The sequence below is a fragment of the Psychrobacter sp. H26 genome (genome assembly GCF_059073035.1).
The window spans coordinates 1,033,301-1,055,754 of record NZ_JCACRW010000001.1 but is presented as its reverse complement, the minus strand read 5'-3'; the positions used below and the strand labels follow the sequence as shown (position 1 = coordinate 1,055,754).

Genomic DNA, 22,454 nt, shown 5'->3' with positions numbered 1-22,454 from the left:
TCTATCGCTGCGAAGCCTCTAACTGCTTGAGGGTATGGTAGCCGCCATGGATGCGGGTAAAGATCGTAATCGCGCAAGCAGTCGCAAAGATACTGGCAAGTAGCACAAAATGCTGTGGCCAAATACAAAAAGCGATGAATAGCGCGATGGTTTCGGTGCCTTCAGTGAGGCCGTTTAGGTAGTAAAAGCTTTTGTACTTAAACTGAGGTTTATCCAATTTGAATTTTTCTGCGGCAATCGCAAATGCCAAAAAGCTCGACCCAGTTCCTATGAACGCCGCTAGCAATAACGCGCCTGCAATAGCGTTTTGTGCAGGATTGGCCAATATAAACCCAAGTGGCACCGCAGCATAAAATAAAAAGTCTAGCGTAATGTCCAAGTAGCCACCTGCGCTGGAGCTTTGCTGTGCATGACGTGCCAATGCACCATCAAGACCATCAAAGAGTCGATTCACAATAATTACTGCCAGTGCGCTATACCACAGCTCAAAGGCGATGAGCGGCAATGCCAACATCCCAATCAAGAACCCAGCGACTGTCAACTGATCTGCGGTGACACCGCGTTTGTGTAAGACCACAACGACAGGATTAAGGATCGGTTTGATAACAGGCGTAAGAAACTTGTCTAGCATGCAAGGTGCCTTTTGTGGTTCGCTTATACTGTGTTTGGATGTTTGAGCATAATATCCAAGGCTATCGATCAAGGTGAATGATTTTGCCGCCTGCTGCTTTGGCATCGCTCTCATCATGTGTCACCATGATAGCAGGGAGCTTGTATGTCTGTATTTGCTCAAAGACCAGCTGGCGCGTGTCTTGTCTGAGCTGAGTATCAAGCTTACTAAAGGGCTCATCCAGTAGTATGGCTTTGGGTGCGCCAAGCAAGGTCCGTAGTAATGCCACGCGCGCTTGTTGACCACCTGATAGATTGTCAGGGTGTCGATCTCCCATACCTGCCAAACCCACTTGTGCTAACGCGTGCTCTATTCTTTCGAGTCGTTGCTTCTTACCACCGTCTTTATTGTTTTTTGGCATCGCAAAAGCAATATTGCCTGCCACTGACAAATGCGAGAACAGCAGCGCATCTTGATACAGTACGCCAATACCGCGCATGTGCGCTGGCAGGTGAGTGACGTCTTGATCGTTTAGCCATACCGTACCAGTTGACGTAAAATCCTTGGATAATGATCCCGTCAGCCAGTTCAGTAAGCTTGACTTGCCGCTACCAGAAGGTCCCATTACGGTAAGTATGTCGCCACCAGCGATATGCTCATCCATACTGAGTAATCGCTCGTTTTGACGAAACAGCTGCAAGTCTTTTATCTGTAAAGTTGATGGCATCGAGAACCCTTTATATGCGTTTTGAACGACTGATATTTTTATGGTTGATATTTTTGGTGACCGTTTTTATGAACGATCAGACTGCTAGCGAGCGCCACTTCTAAAAAATAACTTTGGCAATATCCAAGCCAGTATAAAACCAATGAGCGGCAGCGCCATTTGTATGATGGCATAAACGGCACTGGTGCGCCTACTGGCACCGTTCGCGAGTGTCACCGCTTCTGTCGTTATCGTGGCGATACGACCGCCGCCTGCTAATAGTGTAGGTAAATATTGACCAAAACTAATCGCTAGACCAAGTGCGATAGCTATCAAAATCGGGGCAAACAACTGCGGCAGTTTGATCTGAAAGAACACCTTAATTGGTGCTGCACCTAAGCTGGCTGCCACATGGGCAAAGCGAGGATCTAGACGTCGATAGCTACTGGCAAGTGACAAAAACACATAAGGTAAGACAAATAACACATGCGCAAAGACAACATTGAAAAATGCTGATTGGTAATTGATTAATTGCTGCATCCACACCAAGCCAAACAAAAAGGCAATGCTGGGCACCAGTAGTGGTAAGTAAATAATCAAACTGGTCAAGTTTGAAAGATGCTTTGCACGCAATTGCTCAGCTTCTAGACACAACAGGGCAAGTATAATCGCAAATGCAGTGCTGACAAGACCGATAGTTAGGGTATTAAAAAGTGGCGTATCCATCTGTGCAAAGGCACTATCAAAATGCAACCAGACAAACTGCTCTGGTAGCAGCGCTGGGAATCGCCAATAGCCAGCAATAGACCATAATGCCAGACCGATAAGCGAGAGCAGCATAAAACCGATAACGAAGACAGTAAGTACACCAGTAATTTTTTGCCATGCTTTATCCGCGTATTGGCGTTTGCCATTGGTCAAAGAAGCACCGCAGCATGCTTTGATGGCTTTTTCACCGCCTAACCAAAAAGCGACCAACCCTGCCGTCAATGCCAGCTGTAATAGTGCTCCAGCAGAGGCCTTTATACGCAAGGTCAAATCCACATCATTGAACCAATTCATGATAGAGACGGCGAGCGTGGGCGGGGTGTTAGGACCGAGTATCAATGGCATCTCGACGCTTGCACTGGCATAAGCGAGTACCGCCAATATGGGCAGACGTAAAAAAGGGTATAACAGAGGAAATACTGCCTTAAAAAAAGCAGTGATCGGGTAGTAGCCGAGATTGAGTGCGACTTTATATTGCTGTCGTAGCTTTTTACCAAGCTCAGGCTGTGCTAACGCGCCTAACGCCATTAATAACAGAAATGGGAGCTCTTTTAAGGTTAGACCCAATATAATACTGATGCCGTAAGGGTCATGTGGCAATATACCGTTTGGTGCCAACGCCCAGCCGCTGAGCCACGGAGAGATGAGCCGTGCAAACATCCCAGACGGCGCAATCAAAAACCCTACCGCAATAGCGGCTGCAGCATGAGGAATGACTAAGATAGGGCTTAGTAAGTGCTCAATACGTTGTAGCCAAATACTGTTAAAAAAGGCTGCCAATATCATCAGTGCGAGAATAAAAGCAAGTAGGGTGCTGATGAGTCCAGTAGCAACGCTCAAGGCTGCCATCTGAGTAAGTCCTGGCGTTTGCCAAAGCTCAGTAAACCTCTGTAAGTTAAGCGTGGTTCTATCGAGCGCAGGCACCCAGCCAAAAGCAGGCAACACCACACCAATCAGACCGCCCAATACAGGTAGTATCAATATCAAAACCAAGAGTTTTGGACTCAAAGTGACAATACGTGTAAACCAGTCTGTTTGCTCAAGGAGAAAAGGTTTGGCGCGCGCTTGCGTCTTTGCTATTTTGTCAAAACCCTGACTCATGGGCTTACCCCATAACGAATTTGCCAACCTTGCATAATGGCATCTACCCAGCTTGGATGCGGTTCACTCACTGTGCGCGTGATGCTGTCAAAGGGTAGGGCGCTTGGATGTATTTGCTTACTATCAAACAGTGCTTGCTGCTCAGGATTAAGCATTGACTGGACCAATACCGTTTTGTCACCCCACACGGCAGGGGTCTGCTTGTGCGCCTGCGCCTCTGGACTCATCAAAAAGTTAGCGACCAGCTGCGCGGCTTGTGGGTGGCTTGTATTGTAAGGAATGGCAACGAAGTGCGTATTACTCAAGCTACCATCACTCATCGCATAACTGCGTATGCTTTTGGGCAAATCAAATCGCTGGACGGCGGCAGGCACTTCAGGTGCTGAAAAGGTAAAGGCTAAGCTCAGCTCGGTATCATCGACCAAACGGCGCATCTGTGCCCCTGTCTGTAAAAACTGCTCACCATCACGCCACAGCGTCGGATGAAAGTCATCCAAAAATGCCCACAATGGATCTAGTACGAGCGCGATGTTTTGTTCAGTGGCAGGCAGGCTCAATTGTGCTTTGGTGTTTTGACCGGTCTCAGCATCGTGCTGCTCATGGAGCATGACCAGGGCATATTTTAAAAAGCTCATACCCAAAAAGTCAGGCGGCTTTGGGTAGCTAAAGCGTCCAGGATTCTGTGCTGTCCAAGTGCTGAGTTCATCAAGGGTGGCCGGCGGTGTATTGACCGAGAGACTGTCATAATAAAAGGTCAATGACGCCTGTCCCCAAGGGGCTTCCATTCCTTCGGTTGGTACACCAAAATCATAATTGACTGTCGGATTATTATTGGGATCGGTTAATGAGAAATTTGGCAGTTTATTTGCCCATTGCTTGAGTAACAATGAGTTTTCACTCATGGTGGCAAAGTTAGCGCCATTAATCCATACCAGATCAACACTGCCCTGATCGTTATTATTGGCTGACTTTTCTGCGAGTACGCGGCTGACAGCCTCACTGGTATCGCTCAGTTTGACATGGACCAAGTTGATATTATATTTATCTTCAACCTGCTTGGCCGCCCACTGTAGATAAGCATTGATCTGTGGATCGCCGCCCCACGCATAAAAATAAACGTCTTGATTCTTACCTTGCGCCTCTATCTGTTGCCATGGCGATAACGCTTGGTCACTCGTGGTGCTGTTGGTTGATGCGGTACTGGCAGAAATACCAATACAAATGCCAAGCATCGCTGCATAAGCACTACATTTTGTGAAGCGTCTTAGCATCAGTAGAGAAGAGGTTGGGTCCATTGAAGCTTCCATTATGCTTATATGTCTGAGTTGAGCTGATAAAAACTATTAAGGACACACCTTAGCTCAACCAGATGATCTCAGGCTTGTTTTGTCGATCAGGTCATTCAATGGCCATACAGGCGGCTAACCACGACGCCATGTGTGATATTTCTCTAACCAGTTCAATACGGTTTCAGGGGCGTGGTTGCGTTTCCATTCGCCAGCAACGTATTTGTTGCCCTCCGCCCATGTTGGGTAGGTATGAATAGTACCAAGTATTTTGTTCAGTCCCAAGCCATGTTTCATTGCGAGTACAAACTCGCTCATCAAATCACCAGCGTGCTCGGACACTATCGTAACCCCTAGGATTTTGTCTTTGCCTTTGGGTGTAATGACTTTAATAAAGCCTTTGGCAGCGCTATCAGTGATCGCACGATCTAATTCTTCAAAGTCGTAGCGCGTCACTTCAAAATCAATGCCTTTATCGATTGCTTCTTGCTCGTTCAAACCCACGCGAGCGACTTCAGGATCAATAAAGGTCGTCCATGGAATCACTCGGTAATCAACTTTGAACTTCTTAAAGTGACCAAACAAGCCATTGACCGCAGCATACCACCCTTGATGTGAGGCAACATGTGTGAACTGATAAGGCCCAACAATATCACCTGCTGCATAAATATTAGGATATAGCGTTTCTAGGTATTCATTGGTAACCACAGTACGATCTGTCTCGATACCGAGCGCTTCAAGTCCATAACCTTCAAGACGAGCGCTGCGACCGACTGCACACAGTAGCTCATCGTATTCAAGCGCCATCTCTGGTTGTAGATTTTCTTGTAGGCCTTTTTGCTGACTGCTTTGATCCTCATCACCTAGCTGCTGAACGATAATGTACTTTTTGCCATCACGAATCTCGCAGCGAACCGCTTGGTGAGATGTCAAGACCGTGACACCGCTGGCCTCTAGTGCGTTTTGAGCAAACTCGGAGACTTCCTCATCTTCTTTTTTCATAAGACGTGTGCTGCGTTCGATTTGGGTGACGTCTGAGCCTAGACGCGCAAATGCTTGTGCCAGCTCAGAGCCAATGGGGCCACCACCTAACACAACGAGCTTTTTGGGTGTCTCATCAAGCGTTGCAAATTTCTCCCACAAGGTATCGCTGGTGACATAACCTGTCTCCTCAATACCTGGAAGTGGCGGGACAAAGGGGCGTGCACCAGTGGCAAGCACAATAGTGCGTGCCGTGAGCGTCTGAGTGCCACCATCATTGAGGGTGACCTCCACCGTCCATGGATCGATCAGTTTGGCATACCCTTTTAGGACTTCAACGCCCAGATCAGTGTAGCGCTCGACGCTATCGTGCGGTGCAATCTCCGCGATGATATCGTGTACGCGCGCCATGACTTTTTTGAATGAAAAATGCGGCGTGGTATTCTCAAGACCATACTTCTCACCATCACGCATCTGCTCTGCGACTTTTGCACTTTTAATAATGGCTTTGCTTGGGACACAGCCATAGTTCAAGCAGTCACCGCCCATCTCTCCTGCCTCAATCAGGGTGACTTTTGCCCTGACTGTCGCGGCGATATAGCTGGTCACTAGACCGCCTGCACCTGCGCCGATGACGATCATATTGCGATCGAAGGTTTTGGGCTTATTATAGTTCTTATAGACGCGTCTTTTTTTGAACATATTTATCACTCCTTTTGCGATCAATGGGAACAAGCCCAATAGCGCAAATGAGAGGATCAAATCGAATGATAAGATCCCTGATAGACTATCAATTTGTGCCAACTGTGTCCCTGCATTTACAAAAACAAAAGTACCAGCAAGCATACCGATTTGGCTAACCCAATAGTAAGTCCATGACTTGATAGCGGTAACGCCCATCAACAGATTAATCAAAAAGAACGGAAATATCGGTACCAATCGCAAGGTAAATAAGTAAAACGCGCCTTCTTTTTCAACGCCTTTATCAATTGCTGCCAGACGCTCAGGAAAGCGCTGCTTGATGGTATCGCGCAGCAGATAACGTGAGGTCAAAAAAGCGAGCGTTGCACCTATAGTAGAGGCAAATGAGGCAATCAGTAAGCCTTGCACCAATCCGAACAGTGCTCCCGCTGCCAAAGTCAAAATAGCAGCGCCTGGCAAGGATAGGGCAGTGACGACCACATAGAGTAAGAAGAAACCACCGATAACCAGTAACGGGGACTGTGCTTTATACTCATTGAACTGAGCCATCGACCCTTTTAAGCCGTCAAGCGTCAGTAATTGATTGAGGTCAAAATAAAAAAAGCTTGCCGCTAGTATCAATATTAATAGTATTAAAAATATTCTCTTAATCATGAGGGATCCGGCCTAATAGTGTGGCGAAGGCTAAAGTCGTCGTCATTGCACTATGAGTAGTGTCATGACGTGATGGTAGTAATTGTATAGAGCTACTGCGCTGAACGGTTTACTGGTATGCCTGAGACAAAACGTAAAACCTCAGAACTATAGTATATGACCTGCAACCTGCTGTCTGGTATTTATATTATTTGGTAATTATAGAGTCTAACAGCAGATGCAACCAAAAATTATGCCACAGCAGTGTTTTTGCCCAGTGTCCAAGTGTCATAGTCTCTCATCAAGAACAGTACCAAGCAAGCAGCTAGCATCGGCCATGCGGCAAAGAACAGCAAGTTGTCAAAGGGCTGAAGATAAAGATGAAAGGTGGCAAAGGTCGAGGCAGCATGGAGCAATAAAATAATACCGTATGTCCATTTTTTGAATAAACCCGCGACAAACAACAATATGAGAATGATCTGCAAGCTAGCAACCGCATAAACCATACTAGTGCCCAAGTTTTCTAGAGCGTAAAACTTAGCAAATACATTGGCAGCATGCTCAGGGTTTACGAATTTGTCTAGTGTCCAAACAAGAAAGACAATAAAAACACCCAGTCGAAGTAATAGTAATGAGAGAGGTAAGTGTTTTGGCATGAGTGATCTCTTCTGAGAAAGGGTGAAAGTGAATTAAGAACGATATAAACACAGCTATATAGGTAATCTACGTAGATGATGACAGTGCAAACGTCTACTATTACATGTCAATAGACATAGTCGACATACTTATATATTTGAGTGATTACTCAAATATAAATAAAAGATTACCGCTGAATACCTTAAAATCGCATTGTAGTGGTTATTGAATGACTGTTCAAGCTTATACATTCATAATATGGTATTTATAGGGCTTGGTTACTTTTTTCGACCAAACCAGCAATAGTCGCTTAAAGAAGCATAACCAGTCATAGGTGCTTTCTTCTTGATTGTAGACAATGCACTTTCAAGCAGTTTGGCAAGCGAATGTCTATGCCAGCTGACTCTAGATAGCAAAACCCCCTCATAAAACATTGATTCTATGAAGGGGTTTTGACTACAAACTTATCTAAGCAGTACAGCAGTAACGAGATACCTACCACATCAAATCGTCTGGAATCACATAAGCGGCGTAAGGATCATCCTCTTCTAGTACTTCTTCAGCGGTGTCATTAGACACGACCATGAAGCCTTCCATTTTTGTATCGATGCGATCTGCCAATGGACGAGGAAGTAGGGCGTAGCTGTCTTCTAGTCGTGCGATCACGACATGACCTGCTACGATCTGATCATACAGCTTCTGTGTGATAGCAATTTTCTTTACTCTAGACTCATCAACGAACTGATAGCTGACCTCACCATCTGTATCCGTTATTTGATGCTGCTTAATCATTTGGATGATATTAGCCTTTAATGCTTTTTCTTCTAGCGCTTGCTGTTTTTGTTGGTTGAGCTGCTGATCTTTTTCAAGCTTTTTTGCTTGGGCATCTGCCAGCGCTTTTTTGGTCTCTAGACTTTCTGAGTCGCCAGTACGCTTGGCATGCTGAGTTTGCTTGCTGATTTTTTTGGCTTTTTTACTATCGACCAATCCAGCCTTTAATAGTTGAGCCTGTAGGGCGTTTTTTGCCATAATTTAATCACCTAAATAACGATACGTAAGTCTTAAATACTGAATCATAAACACTAAAGGAGGTATTGTAGCAAACTTTAGTAGCGCTTGTGGTTACGCACTGGCTGAAACCGTCCAAATTGGTTATCATCGAATTAAGGGATAGCGTTTGTAACGCTTTCTCTCGCATAGAGGGCGTAGGTTGGCGGTATATGCCAAGCTATATAAGAATAAATAACACAATCTAAGGATGGATTATGACAACCTCACAGCATATTTTAGCTTGTATTGACGGCTCAGCAGTAACCGAATCGGTTTGTGACTATGCAGCATGGTATGCCAGCAGACTGAACCTACCTGTTGGGCTATTACATGTCAGCGATGTACCCGCTTCAGTCAGACGTGACTTGTCAGGGGCGATAGGGATAAACAGTCGCCAGTTCTTGCTACAAGAGTTGTCGCAATTAGATGAGCAAAGAGCAAAGGTCGTTAATAGCTATAGCAATGCCTTGGTACAAGACGCAAAAAGTCATATCCAAAATCACTTCGCCGATGTCAATGTGCGCGTGTATCAGCGCCACGGTAAGCTGTTGCCTAGTATTGAACATTTCAAAACAGAAAACCGTGCAATCGTGATGGGACGGCGCGGTGAAGATCATAAAAACAGCCGAATCAATATTGGTAGCCAAATCGAGACGGTGGCTCGTGGATCGGACATACCCATACTGATCTGCTCAGAGACCTTTGAAACGCCTAAATCCTATATGATTGCGTTTGATGGGAGTAAAACCTCCATCAAAGCGGCATGGATGGTAGCAAAAAGCCCTTTATTAAAAGGCTTGGAAGGTCATATCGTGATGGTGGGTAATCATAATGATGCTGCCAAGCAAAGTATGAGCGGCGCCGCGGCTGAGCTAGAGGACGCAGGCTTTGTGGTTGAAGCACATCACTTATCTGCTGCTGATACTGTTGATGGGTTATTAACATTTCAAGTAGATAATCATATCGATATTATGGTGGTAGGTGCCTACGGACACTCTAAGTGGCAGCAGCTATTCCTTGGGAGCACCACGACAGAAATCATCGCCAGTACGTTGTCACCTGTCATTTTAGTGCGTTAATTAATATGTCAGTAAGTCCTTGCTGCTTTTTTTTGTTAGGCTGCTTGTTTCTTTATTAGAGAGACACTAGATTAAGCTCACACCAGCTTTTGCTAGGCTATTGGTCTAAGCACATATGGTCTACGCACACAGTGTCATCGTCTACTATTTATTGTCATAAGCGGTTATCTAGCGCGCCAAATAACCGCTTGAGTTGGATGATGAGTGATTCAGCAACTTCACATTATCCTAGGAATATTTTATGCGTATCAATGCAGATTTCTCATGCCGTGCTGCCCTTACACCTGCAAACCATCAATGGGTACAGTCGCCTCAGAGCGGCGTAGAGCGTGTCATGCTAGACCGCGTGGGTGAAGAAAAAGCCCGTGCAACCAGTCTTGTGCGCTATGCACCGAACTCTTATTTTCCGCATCATATGCATCCGGGCGGAGAAGAGATTCTAGTCCTGTCAGGGACATTTTCTGCAGACGACACACATTATCCAGCAGGTTGGTATTTACGTAACCCGCCAAACTCAGGTCACAAACCCTATAGCGATGAAGGCGCGGTGATCTTTGTTAAACTGCGACAAATGACATCTGATGAATCAAGTCATGTGGCTATCGATACTCAAGATAGGACCAATTGGCAGCGACAAGGCAACCGTGATGTCTGTCCTCTTTTTTCAAATGGGACTGAGCAGGTTAGCTTGCTACGTATAGACGCTGGCGAGTTGCTATTTACTGATATTGTCAGCGGCGGTGCAGAGTTGTTAGTGTTGGCAGGTGAGCTGCTAGACGAGGGACAAGTATATCAGCGTGATGGGTGGATACGTCTACCTACAGACACATATGCACAGACCAAGGCAGGACCAAAGGGTGCTACGATATATCTAAAGATGGGACATTTGAGCCAGATAATTGGGCTTTAAGCACCTCACGTCTATAAAACACCGCACTAAAAGTTCATATTTACACTAGTATCTATAGTGGATATAACCATACCTGTATGTATCTACTTGTATTAGACCAGTCTGCAATTACCTGCCACCGTACTACTGTCATATAGCATCTAAGCATCTAAGCATCTAAGCATCTAAGCATCTCGCGTTTAACGCCTCTCTATCATTCAAAGTAATCAAGTATCATTCTCTACTATGGCCTCTAAAACCTCTTTTTGGAGATCTCATCTTTATGCGGAGCATATAGAGCGCTGTATAATTCTTTACCTTTACGTACAAACATTGCCAACAACTTACAATACTGCTGCTGATTAGTCAGGAATATTCTATGTGTCATTCCAAATATAAAATCACCGAAGGATTTACTCTTTCATATATTCATGAAGCCTAAGATGAGGTGACTGGACACTCGTAAAGCACAGCATTTATTAATCAAATTAAGTCTATCCAATTACTGTTGTCATATAAGCTGCATTTATGAAAATTCTCGATAAAAATATAATAAGTTTTTTATTATATATTAATGTATAACTAATTTTTAATTGGTTAAGGGTTACTAAAATATCAGTGCTATTTTATTCAGTTTGCTTGTAATATTTTTTCTATTCATAATTTTTACTTATTTATATAGATATAATAGAGCTGATTTAATAAATAAAAATAGGATGAAGCCAGAACAGTTGACGACTTATTTATCTATATTGACTAAAACTAGCAAGATAGACTCTTATTGATATAGTTAGATGATTTGAGATTTTTTAAACTTTTACAATAATTTCTGATACTTATACAAGTGTTATGAACCTTTTTATCAAAAGAATTTATTATATTTAATGATAAGAATGTATGTACCGTAAGGTCTAGAGAGCAGGAGAAAGTCTTAATAAAAAACACAATGAAACATTGTTTACAATTTTATAATAATAGCCGTATTGCATTAAAATTGTAAAAGAATAGTATTGATATAAGAAGCAGATTTTCTAAGGTATATATATTTACAAAGAAGATATATATTCTACGGGGATGGTTTGTGTCTAAAAAATATAAATTTGAAAATATTAATTAGTAAGGTGTGTTTGTTATCGACAGGAGGTCGATGGTTATGATGATATCAACCAGACTATTATCGGCTAAATTAGCGAAATTAGTAGGTTGCCAGGATGAAGTGGCTGACCCAGTAAGACCTGCCCGTAGTCCTGATTCTTTGATCACATCAACAAACAAGACCCTCGATAGTACTGGGCCTCGTTCTAGAAAACGTCAATATATTCCTCGTATAACACCATACTTGCAGGTTTGCTTACCGAATGTAACGCCTTCTACCATCCGGCGAATGATAACTGATAAGCAAACATGCCTAGAAAATGTTGCTCACTTTAATATTGGTGATCTCTGCAATATACCTGCCGTTCTGTACAAGTCTATATATGGTCAAACACCATACAGCCAAGAAACCAAAAGCCATAAGCCAAGCTTTTTTCAATTCCATACTAATATCACTGACAACATCTTAGTAAAACGAGATGACGTAGAGGCTATGTCTCTAGGTACCATGAGGTACGTCGATACTATGTCCATCACTACTGGTGATACTGAGCACGTCTTCCAAACCATTATCCAGCTATCGCTATCAAAAATTAAGGACAAAAAAATTCACTTATGATTCTAGATTGCAACCTAGTTTAGAATTCTTTAATCAAGGATGATTTTATGAAAACTATAACCGTTAAGGCCAACAATCAAGTCGGGACAGTTGCTGAGCACACTGTGATTACACAAAACAATATACCTACAGTGATACAAGCTACTGACAAAACGAATTATGAGATTTTTGATGTAGCAGCTGGACGCGCTCCCAACAATATAGTCACTAAGCGTGTGAGTAAAGATCTACATGTTTCTTTTGAGAATAATAGTCAAAACCCTGATCTCATTATTGAAGGGTTTTATGATATTGACAGCGCACTTGTCGGTGCTGCTGGAAATGGAAATTATTACTACTACTTACCTGATACAGGTGACGTGACAGATTACGTCACTGAGATGCAGGTAGACGAGGTTCAAAGTCACTCTCTGGGCGGAAATGCGTACTCCAGTCCTTGGTGGATAGGGGCGACAGATGCTGAAGGTTTTGCAGCGCTACCATGGTTGTTGGGTCTAGCAGGTGCAGGAGTCGCAGCAGCGGCTTTAGGGGGAGGGAGTAGTAATAATAACGATGATGATAGTTCAGAAGCAGACACTACCGCCCCTGATGCCCCAAGTATTGATGCTTTTGATGGTACTGCCGTCACAGGTAACGCTGAGCCTGGCAGTCGCGTAGACATCTTAGATGCAGATGATAATGTCATTGGTACAATAACAGCAGATGCTACCACAGGTGCCTACGAGGTAACTCTTGATACACCGCTTGCCAATGGTGAGACGATTAATGCCATTGCTACCGATGCGGCAGGTAATACCTCAGTAGAATCTGATCCAATAAACGCCCCTGATACTACCGCCCCTGATGCCCCAAGTATTGATGCTTTCGACGGTACGACCGTCACAGGTAGCGGCGAGCCTGGCAGTCGCGTAGACATCTTAGATGCAGATGACAATGTTATTGGTACAGCAATAGCAGATGCTACCACAGGTGTCTACGAGGTAACTCTTGATACACCGCTTGCCAATGGTGAGACGATTAATGCCATTGCTACCGATGCGGCAGGTAATACCTCAGTAGAATCTGATCCAGTAAACGCCCCCGACACTACTGCTCCTGATGCTCCAAGTATTAATATTGGTAATGGTGACGCCTTGATCACCGCTGATGAGATTAGTGATAATCAAGTCACTGTCTCTATTGGTTTACCAGATAATGCTTCTGTAGGTGACACTGTTACTGTTAATGGTATCGACCAGCTAATAACCGATGATGACATTGCTAATGATATGGCAACCGTAACTATTGATGCACCACTAGAAGGTCAGTCACTGCAAGTCACTGCCAGTATCACAGACGTAGCTGGAAACGAGTCGACGGCTGTTACAGTTAATGCTACTCGAGACACAGATGATGCGCCTGAAGCGCCAGACGGTGTAGCTATCGGTAACGGAGATGCCTTTATCACAGCTGACGAGATAGAGGGCAATCAGGTAGATGTTATTGTTGACTTGCCAGACAGTTCGAGTGTTGGTTATACCGTGATTGTCAACGGTGTCGAAAAGGTTTTGACTAATGACGATATTGAAGCTGGTAATGTTGAGGTGGAAATACCTGCACCAGAAGAAGGAGCTGCATTAGAAGTTTCTGTCAGGATCGAAGATACGGCTGGTAATATCTCCCCTGCTGTAACAGCCAATGCTATTCGAGATACCACAGCGCCTGACACACCGCTTGCAGCGCCAGTCATCACCGACAACGTAGATGGCAATGGCGATTTGCTTGACCCTGCCGAAACCATCCCTGATGACGGCATCACCAACGACAACACCCCAGGTGTGGTCATACCAGATGGTGAATTGGCTAACGGCACACCGACATTGTTGGTCGATGGCGAGGCCGTACCAGCCACCTTAGTGGGGAACACCCTAACACCAAACACCCCACTTGCTGATGACACCTATGACATCAGCTACACCATTACAGATGCCGCCGGTAACGTGAGTGCCGCGTCTCCTGCGACCACCATAACGGTAGATACCGTGGCGCCTGGCGGCGAAGCAGATGCCGCTATCGCAGCACCAGTCGTGGTCATTGATGATGAAGCGGATGATGGGGTCAATGCCGCAGAGTTTGCAGATGGTGTTCAAACCCAAGTAACCCTGCCATCTGGCACCGTTGCAGGCGACACAGTAACCTTAACAGTAACCCCTGATGGTGGTGATCCGATCACCGTTGAGTACGAAGTGACTGAAGATGACCTTGATGCAAATCTTGGTAACGGTATTGTTGACGTGACCATTGCAAATGATGCAGACGATGGCATCACTGCCGATGGTGAGTATAGTGTGACTGCCACCGTAACCGACGCGGCTGGTAACGTGAGTGCGCCTAGTAACGCGGTGAGCTTTACCGTTGACACCACAGCGCCTGACACACCGCTTGCAGCGCCAGTCATCACCGACAACGTAGATGGCAATGGCGATTTGCTTGACCCTGCCGAAACCATCCCTGATGACGGCATCACCAACGACAACACCCCAGGTGTGGTCATACCAGATGGTGAATTGGCTAACGGCACACCGACATTGTTGGTCGATGGCGAGGCCGTACCAGCCACCTTAGTGGGGAACACCCTAACACCAAACACCCCACTTGCTGATGACACCTATGACATCAGCTACACCATTACAGATGCCGCCGGTAACGTGAGTGCCGCGTCTCCTGCGACCACCATAACGGTAGATACCGTGGCGCCTGGCGGCGAAGCAGATGCCGCTATCGCAGCACCAGTCGTGGTCATTGACGACGAAGCAGATGATGGGGTCAATGCCGCAGAGTTTGCAGATGGTGTTCAAACCCAAGTAACCCTGCCATCTGGCACCGTTGCAGGCGACACAGTAACCTTAACAGTAACCCCTGATGGTGGTGATCCGATCACCGTTGAGTACGAAGTGACTGAAGATGACCTCGATGCCAACGGTGGTAACGGTATTGCTGACGTGACCATTGCAAATGATGCAGACGATGGCATCACTGCCGATGGTGAGTATAGTGTGACTGCCACCGTAACCGACGCGGCTGGTAACGTGAGTGCGCCTAGTAACGCGGTGAGCTTTACCGTTGACACCACAGCGCCTGACACACCGCTTGCAGCGCCAGTCATCACCGACAACGTAGATGGCAATGGCGATTTGCTTGACCCTGCCGAAACCATCCCTGATGACGGCATCACCAACGACAACACCCCAGGTGTGGTCATACCAGATGGTGAATTGGCTAACGGCACACCGACATTGTTGGTCGATGGCGAGGCCGTACCAGCCACCTTAGTGGGGAACACCCTAACACCAAACACCCCACTTGCTGATGACACCTATGACATCAGCTACACCATTACAGATGCCGCCGGTAACGTGAGTGCCGCGTCTCCTGCGACCACCATAACGGTAGATACCGTGGCGCCTGGCGGCGAAGCAGATGCCGCTATCGCAGCACCAGTCGTGGTCATTGATGATGAAGCGGATGATGGGGTCAATGCCGCAGAGTTTGCAGATGGTGTTCAAACCCAAGTAACCCTGCCATCTGGCACCGTTGCAGGCGACACAGTAACCTTAACAGTAACCCCTGATGGTGGTGATCCGATCACCGTTGAGTACGAAGTGACTGAAGATGACCTTGATGCAAATCTTGGTAACGGTATTGTTGACGTGACCATTGCAAATGATGCAGACGATGGCATCACTGCCGATGGTGAGTATAGTGTGACTGCCACCGTAACCGACGCGGCTGGTAACGTGAGTGCGCCTAGTAACGCGGTGAGCTTTACCGTTGACACCACAGCGCCTGACACACCGCTTGCAGCGCCAGTCATCACCGACAACGTAGATGGCAATGGCGATTTGCTTGACCCTGCCGAAACCATCCCTGATGACGGCATCACCAACGACAACACCCCAGGTGTGGTCATACCAGATGGTGAATTGGCTAACGGCACACCGACATTGTTGGTCGATGGCGAGGCCGTACCAGCCACCTTAGTGGGGAACACCCTAACACCAAACACCCCACTTGCTGATGACACCTATGACATCAGCTACACCATTACAGATGCCGCCGGTAACGTGAGTGCCGCGTCTCCTGCGACCACCATAACGGTAGATACCGTGGCGCCTGGCGGCGAAGCAGATGCCGCTATCGCAGCACCAGTCGTGGTCATTGATGATGAAGCGGATGATGGGGTCAATGCCGCAGAGTTTGCAGATGGTGTTCAAACCCAAGTAACCCTGCCATCTGGCACCGTTGCAGGCGACACAGTAACCTTAACAGTAACCCCTGATGGTGGTGATCCGATCACCGTTGAGTACGAAGTGACTGAAGATGACCTTGATGCAAATCTTGGTAACGGTATTGTTGACGTGACCATTGCAAATGATGCAGACGATGGCATCACTGCCGATGGTGAGTATAGTGTGACTGCCACCGTAACCGACGCGGCTGGTAACGTGAGTGCGCCTAGTGACGCGGTGAGCTTTACGGTAGATACCGTGGCTCCTGGCGGCGAAGCAGATGCCGCTATCGCAGCACCAGTCGTGGTCATTGATGATGAAGCGGATGATGGGGTCAATGCCGCAGAGTTTGCAGATGGCGTTCAAACCCAAGTAACCCTGCCATCTGGCACCGTTGCAGGCGACACAGTAACCTTAACAGTAACCCCTGATGGTGGTGATCCGATCACCGTTGAGTACGAAGTGACTGAAGATGACCTTGATGCAAATCTTGGTAACGGTATTGTTGACGTGACCATTGCAAATGATGCAGACGATGGCATCACTGCCGATGGTGAGTATAGTGTGACTGCCACCGTAACCGACGCGGCTGGTAACGTGAGTGCGCCTAGTAACGCGGTGAGCTTTACCGTTGACACCACAGCGCCTGACACACCGCTTGCAGCGCCAGTCATCACCGACAACGTAGATGGCAATGGCGATTTGCTTGACCCTGCCGAAACCATCCCTGATGACGGCATCACCAACGACAACACCCCAGGTGTGGTCATACCAGATGGTGAATTGGCTAACGGCACACCGACATTGTTGGTCGATGGCGAGGCCGTACCAGCCACCTTAGTGGGGAACACCCTAACACCAAACACCCCACTTGCTGATGACACCTATGACATCAGCTACACCATTACAGATGCCGCCGGTAACGTGAGTGCCGCGTCTCCTGCGACCACCATAACGGTAGATACCGTGGCGCCTGGCGGCGAAGCAGATGCCGCTATCGCAGCACCAGTCGTGGTCATTGATGATGAAGCGGATGATGGGGTCAATGCCGCAGAGTTTGCAGATGGTGTTCAAACCCAAGTAACCCTGCCATCTGGCACCGTTGCAGGCGACACAGTAACCTTAACAGTAACCCCTGATGGTGGTGATCCGATCACCGTTGAGTACGAAGTGACTGAAGATGACCTTGATGCAAATCTTGGTAACGGTATTGTTGACGTGACCATTGCAAATGATGCAGACGATGGCATCACTGCCGATGGTGAGTATAGTGTGACTGCCACCGTAACCGACGCGGCTGGTAACGTGAGTGCGCCTAGTAACGCGGTGAGCTTTACCGTTGACACCACAGCGCCTGACACACCGCTTGCAGCGCCAGTCATCACCGACAACGTAGATGGCAATGGCGATTTGCTTGACCCTGCCGAAACCATCCCTGATGACGGCATCACCAACGACAACACCCCAGGTGTGGTCATACCAGATGGTGAATTGGCTAACGGCACACCGACATTGTTGGTCGATGGCGAGGCCGTACCAGCCACCTTAGTGGGGAACACCCTAACACCAAACACCCCACTTGCTGATGACACCTATGACATCAGCTACACCATTACAGATGCCGCCGGTAACGTGAGTGCCGCGTCTCCTGCGACCACCATAACGGTAGATACCGTGGCGCCTGGCGGCGAAGCAGATGCCGCTATCGCAGCACCAGTCGTGGTCATTGACGACGAAGCAGATGATGGGGTCAATGCCGCAGAGTTTGCAGATGGTGTTCAAACCCAAGTAACCCTGCCATCTGGCACCGTTGCAGGCGACACAGTAACCTTAACAGTAACCCCTGATGGTGGTGATCCGATCACCGTTGAGTACGAAGTGACTGAAGATGACCTCGATGCCAACGGTGGTAACGGTATTGCTGACGTGACCATTGCAAATGATGCAGACGATGGCATCACTGCCGATGGTGAGTATAGTGTGACTGCCACCGTAACCGACGCGGCTGGTAACGTGAGTGCGCCTAGTAACGCGGTGAGCTTTACCGTTGACACCACAGCGCCTGACACACCGCTTGCAGCGCCAGTCATCACCGACAACGTAGATGGCAATGGCGATTTGCTTGACCCTGCCGAAACCATCCCTGATGACGGCATCACCAACGACAACACCCCAGGTGTGGTCATACCAGATGGTGAATTGGCTAACGGCACACCGACATTGTTGGTCGATGGCGAGGCCGTACCAGCCACCTTAGTGGGGAACACCCTAACACCAAACACCCCACTTGCTGATGACACCTATGACATCAGCTACACCATTACAGATGCCGCCGGTAACGTGAGTGCCGCGTCTCCTGCGACCACCATAACGGTAGATACCGTGGCGCCTGGCGGCGAAGCAGATGCCGCTATCGCAGCACCAGTCGTGGTCATTGATGATGAAGCGGATGATGGGGTCAATGCCGCAGAGTTTGCAGATGGTGTTCAAACCCAAGTAACCCTGCCATCTGGCACCGTTGCAGGCGACACAGTAACCTTAACAGTAACCCCTGATGGTGGTGATCCGATCACCGTTGAGTACGAAGTGACTGAAGATGACCTTGATGCAAATCTTGGTAACGGTATTGTTGACGTGACCATTGCAAATGATGCAGACGATGGCATCACTGCCGATGGTGAGTATAGTGTGACTGCCACCGTAACCGACGCGGCTGGTAACGTGAGTGCGCCTAGTAACGCGGTGAGCTTTACCGTTGACACCACAGCGCCAGGTCAACCAACTGTGATCATTGGTAATGGTGATGATTTAGTTAACGGCTTTGACTTAAACGACGATGGATTGGTTGAGGTTACTGTGATCTTACCAGACAACGCTGAGGTTGATGACATTGTAACGGTCGATGGTATGGCGACTTTGATTACTCAAGATATGCTAGACAACGGGTATAACTTTGCGGTTGCAGTTCCATCACAAGGGGTAGTACTAACAGTTACCGCAAATGTGACTGATCAGGCGGGTAACACTGGTTCGACAGGTACCGACAGTGCTACAGTTGGTGATACTACGGCGCCTGCGGTATTAATTCCTGAAGCACTTGATGGTGTCAATGCAGAAGAGTTTGCAGATGGTATTCAAACTCAAGTAACCCTACCAACTGGCACCGTTGCAGGTGACACAGTGACCTTAACAGTGACGCCTGATGCTGGTAACCCTATTACCGTGGAATATGAAGTGACCGCAGCTGACCTTGATGTCAATGATGGAGATGGTATCGCTGAAATCACGATTCCAAATGGCATTGATGGTATCAGTGATAATGGTACCTATACGGTGGTTGCTACGGTGACAGATGCAAACGAAAATGTCAGTGCTCCGAGTGCTGCTGTCGAATTTGATCTTAACACGACCTTTACTGCCCGTGATGATCTAGATGATCTTGATTTAGGAGCGTTGCAAGTTACGTACTATGACCCGATCAGTGAATCTGATTTAGATGTTCTGGGGGCCGCTGAAGGTACTGGTGGTGCTGATAGCAGTCTTGGCTTTACTGTGAGTGCAGGTACAAATGGTACAGTCAGTATCGAAGTTAGTCAGACGGCATTAGTGACAGTAGCGGATGCAATTAATATAGAGGTTTATAATAGCAACAATGAGCTTGTTTACGTTGGCACTACTGGTAGTGAGCCATTGGTAGGTAATGTTATTGGAATCGAGTTATTGGGATTAACTGGCAACGATACATTGACTGCGACAGTTTCTGGTTTAGAACCAGATAACTATACTATTGTGGTGAGAAATGATGAAAGTGCTTTAGGAGCTTTAGTCAATGGTCTTACCTTAGCAGAATTAGGTGAAGCAGGAGTTGTACTGGGTCCTGATAATCAAGAAGTTGTTTTTACCACAATCGATAATGCATTAGGTCCAGTTTTAGGAGGTACTGTTAATGGTCTTCTCAATATTGCATTAACTGCGGCTGGGGATGAAGGTTTAGGTCTCGATGCTGTAGTAGATATACTGGAAGATAATGTATTAGGACTAGGTGTTTTAGATCCATTACTTGATGATATTACTGCTGTGCTTCTTAGCAATACCTTAACCCTACTCGAAACCACAGATATTACAGCGACAGTAACTGAGTTCGACTATGCTGATGATACTGTCATTACTGGTAATGTGATTGACCCTGATACATCAAGTTTAGGTGAGGCAGGTGAAGATACGGTAACGGTGGATACAGTACTAACTGATATTGATAGCAATGATACTCAGTCACAACCTGCCACCGAGGTCGTCAATGGTATCACGGTGTTTACGATACAAGGTCAGTATGGTGTCTTGGTTATTGATGAAACTGGTGATTATACATATACGGCGAATGGTGATTTTGCGTCAAACGGTCAATCAGAGACATTCACTTATACAGTTTCTGATGGCGTTATTAGTGATACAGCAGAGCTGGTGATTAGTCTTGATGCAATCGTTGATACGACGCCACCAGATGCTCCAACGATTGATGAGCCTATCGCTGGTGACAACATCGTTAATGGTACCGAAGCCGCAGCAAGTTTTGCTGTAACAGGTACGGGGGTTTCAGGCGACACAATTACGTTGACTGACGGCTCAAACAATATCTTAGGTACGGCTATTGTCAACGCAGCTGGTGACTGGAGTATCAATGTCGATGAGGCAGAAGTAAGGGCAATGGGTGAGGGCGCTGAGCAATTGAGTGCTACCGCAACAGACCCTGCTGGAAATACGGGCACCGACGCGACTGCTACTATCACTGTTGACACGACTGTACCAATAGCGTTCGATAATGAGGTGACATTAGATATAGGTTTTGAGTCATCTACCACCAATGCACCTTTACAAAGTACTGAAGTGGGAGGGCTTCTCAATATCGGCGTGCTCGCAGATACCATTAACGTAGATTTACTGAGCGTTGATAACGCGCTGTCTTTCACTGTGGCTGACAATACCACTCGCCAAGTAACCGTTGATGGCAGTGGGTCTGCTACACTGAGTCTAGGTGGGCTTTTTGATCTCTTGGCTCTTGGAGATAATGATTTTGATCTTTTAGTCTATCGAGTAGAAGAAGACAGCTCTGAGGCTACGCTAACCTTTACGCAGGAGAATTGGCTTCAGGGTTCAGGTGTCTTGCCCGCTAGGTGGAGCGCAGATGATCTAGTTTTACCAGAGTTTCAAGATGGTGGCACATATTATGTGACGCTAGGTAACAGTAGCGGACTTTTAGATGCTTCATTATTAAGTAGCCTTACTATTCGTACCACCTCTGATGTCATTACCAACTATACGCCGCCTGATACAGTCAGTGCTTTCATAGGTGGAAATGTTATTACTGACATAGGTTCTGATGGTGCAGATACGATTACTTCTGGTACCGTTGTCTCATTAGTAGATGGTTTGCCTGTCGAGGTTGATGGTAGTGCCATTGATGGTATATATGGCACACTTACTATCAATCCAGACGGTAGTTATAATTATGTTGCTGACGCGACATTTACAGGCACTTATGGTGATGTAGATAGCTTTGAGTATACGATCACTGCAGAGAATGGTGAGTCTTCTACTGCAAATCTGGATATTACGCTCGATTACAGTACCAATAGTGGAACGTTTGCTGCACGGAGCATATCGTTAGATGAAAGTTTCACACTTGCCATCGATGACACTATAGAATTACCTGATACGCTACTAACCACTTCGAGCGAAGGGATCGATACTCTAAGCTTTGAGGGTTCAGGTCAAATCATTAGCCTCTCTGACATGATGCAGCCTGATATCATTGATATTAGCGGTATTGGTGCGAATACTTTAAATATAGCAGATAAAGACGTTGATGCTACTATTTATGTCAAAGGTGATAACGATGATACAGTTAATCTAGAAGGTGATAGTTGGACCAATACTGGACAGACTACCTCAGAAGGTGAGATGTATAACGTATGGCAGTCATCTAATGATACACAGGTTCATATTGATACTGATATCGTCAATATTATCTAAG

General features: G+C 46.6%; 11 protein-coding genes. 4 read left to right on the top strand and 7 right to left on the bottom strand.

The features are described from left to right. Position 1: 1 nt before the first annotated feature. From AC5JPT_RS04285 to AC5JPT_RS04255, 7 genes are all read right to left on the bottom strand, one after another. The gene (locus tag AC5JPT_RS04285; protein ID WP_493857234.1) at positions 2-631 is read right to left on the bottom strand and encodes a CDP-alcohol phosphatidyltransferase family protein; all 630 of its coding nucleotides are present in this window, start codon (positions 629-631) and stop codon (positions 2-4) included. Positions 632-692: 61 nt separating this feature from the next. After that, positions 693-1,337, bottom strand: a complete 645-nt coding sequence (locus AC5JPT_RS04280) for an ATP-binding cassette domain-containing protein (RefSeq protein WP_493857233.1) — start codon at positions 1,335-1,337, stop codon at positions 693-695. An 84-nt stretch (positions 1,338-1,421) separates the two neighbouring features. After that, positions 1,422-3,185: an ABC transporter permease gene (locus tag AC5JPT_RS04275; RefSeq protein WP_493857232.1), complete on the bottom strand. Its 1,764-nt coding sequence runs from the start codon at positions 3,183-3,185 to the stop codon at positions 1,422-1,424. Then, positions 3,182-4,480 carry an ABC transporter substrate-binding protein gene (locus tag AC5JPT_RS04270; RefSeq protein ID WP_493857231.1) on the bottom strand — a complete coding sequence of 433 codons (1,299 nt, stop codon included), beginning with the start codon at positions 4,478-4,480 and terminating at the stop codon, positions 3,182-3,184. Before AC5JPT_RS04270 ends, AC5JPT_RS04275 begins: the two co-directional genes overlap by 4 nt. A gap of 126 nt (positions 4,481-4,606) precedes the next feature. Continuing rightward, positions 4,607-6,808 (bottom strand): dihydrolipoyl dehydrogenase family protein, encoded by a 2,202-nt coding sequence (locus AC5JPT_RS04265; protein ID WP_493857230.1) that lies wholly within the window; start codon positions 6,806-6,808, stop codon positions 4,607-4,609. Positions 6,809-7,038: 230 nt separating this feature from the next. Then, positions 7,039-7,443, bottom strand: a complete 405-nt coding sequence (locus AC5JPT_RS04260) for a hypothetical protein (RefSeq protein ID WP_493857229.1) — start codon at positions 7,441-7,443, stop codon at positions 7,039-7,041. 475 nt (positions 7,444-7,918) lie between these two features. Next, on the bottom strand, positions 7,919-8,452 hold the full coding sequence (locus AC5JPT_RS04255) for a DUF2058 domain-containing protein (protein WP_493857228.1): 534 nt from the start codon (positions 8,450-8,452) through the stop codon (positions 7,919-7,921). A gap of 236 nt (positions 8,453-8,688) precedes the next feature. Here AC5JPT_RS04255 and AC5JPT_RS04250 point away from each other — a divergent pair, with 236 nt between their 5' ends. The 4 genes from AC5JPT_RS04250 to AC5JPT_RS04235 all read left to right on the top strand — a co-directional run bounded on the left by AC5JPT_RS04250 (position 8,689) and on the right by AC5JPT_RS04235 (position 22,453). Next, the gene (locus AC5JPT_RS04250) at positions 8,689-9,552 is read left to right on the top strand and encodes a universal stress protein (RefSeq protein WP_493857227.1); all 864 of its coding nucleotides are present in this window, start codon (positions 8,689-8,691) and stop codon (positions 9,550-9,552) included. 241 nt (positions 9,553-9,793) lie between these two features. After that, the gene (locus tag AC5JPT_RS04245) at positions 9,794-10,462 is read left to right on the top strand and encodes a cupin domain-containing protein (RefSeq protein WP_493857226.1); all 669 of its coding nucleotides are present in this window, start codon (positions 9,794-9,796) and stop codon (positions 10,460-10,462) included. 1,132 nt (positions 10,463-11,594) lie between these two features. After that, the gene (locus tag AC5JPT_RS04240; RefSeq protein ID WP_493857225.1) at positions 11,595-12,155 is read left to right on the top strand and encodes a hypothetical protein; all 561 of its coding nucleotides are present in this window, start codon (positions 11,595-11,597) and stop codon (positions 12,153-12,155) included. Positions 12,156-12,202: 47 nt separating this feature from the next. Then, positions 12,203-22,453 carry an Ig-like domain-containing protein gene (locus tag AC5JPT_RS04235; RefSeq protein ID WP_493857224.1) on the top strand — a complete coding sequence of 3,417 codons (10,251 nt, stop codon included), beginning with the start codon at positions 12,203-12,205 and terminating at the stop codon, positions 22,451-22,453. The last annotated feature ends 1 nt before the right edge of the window (position 22,454 follow it).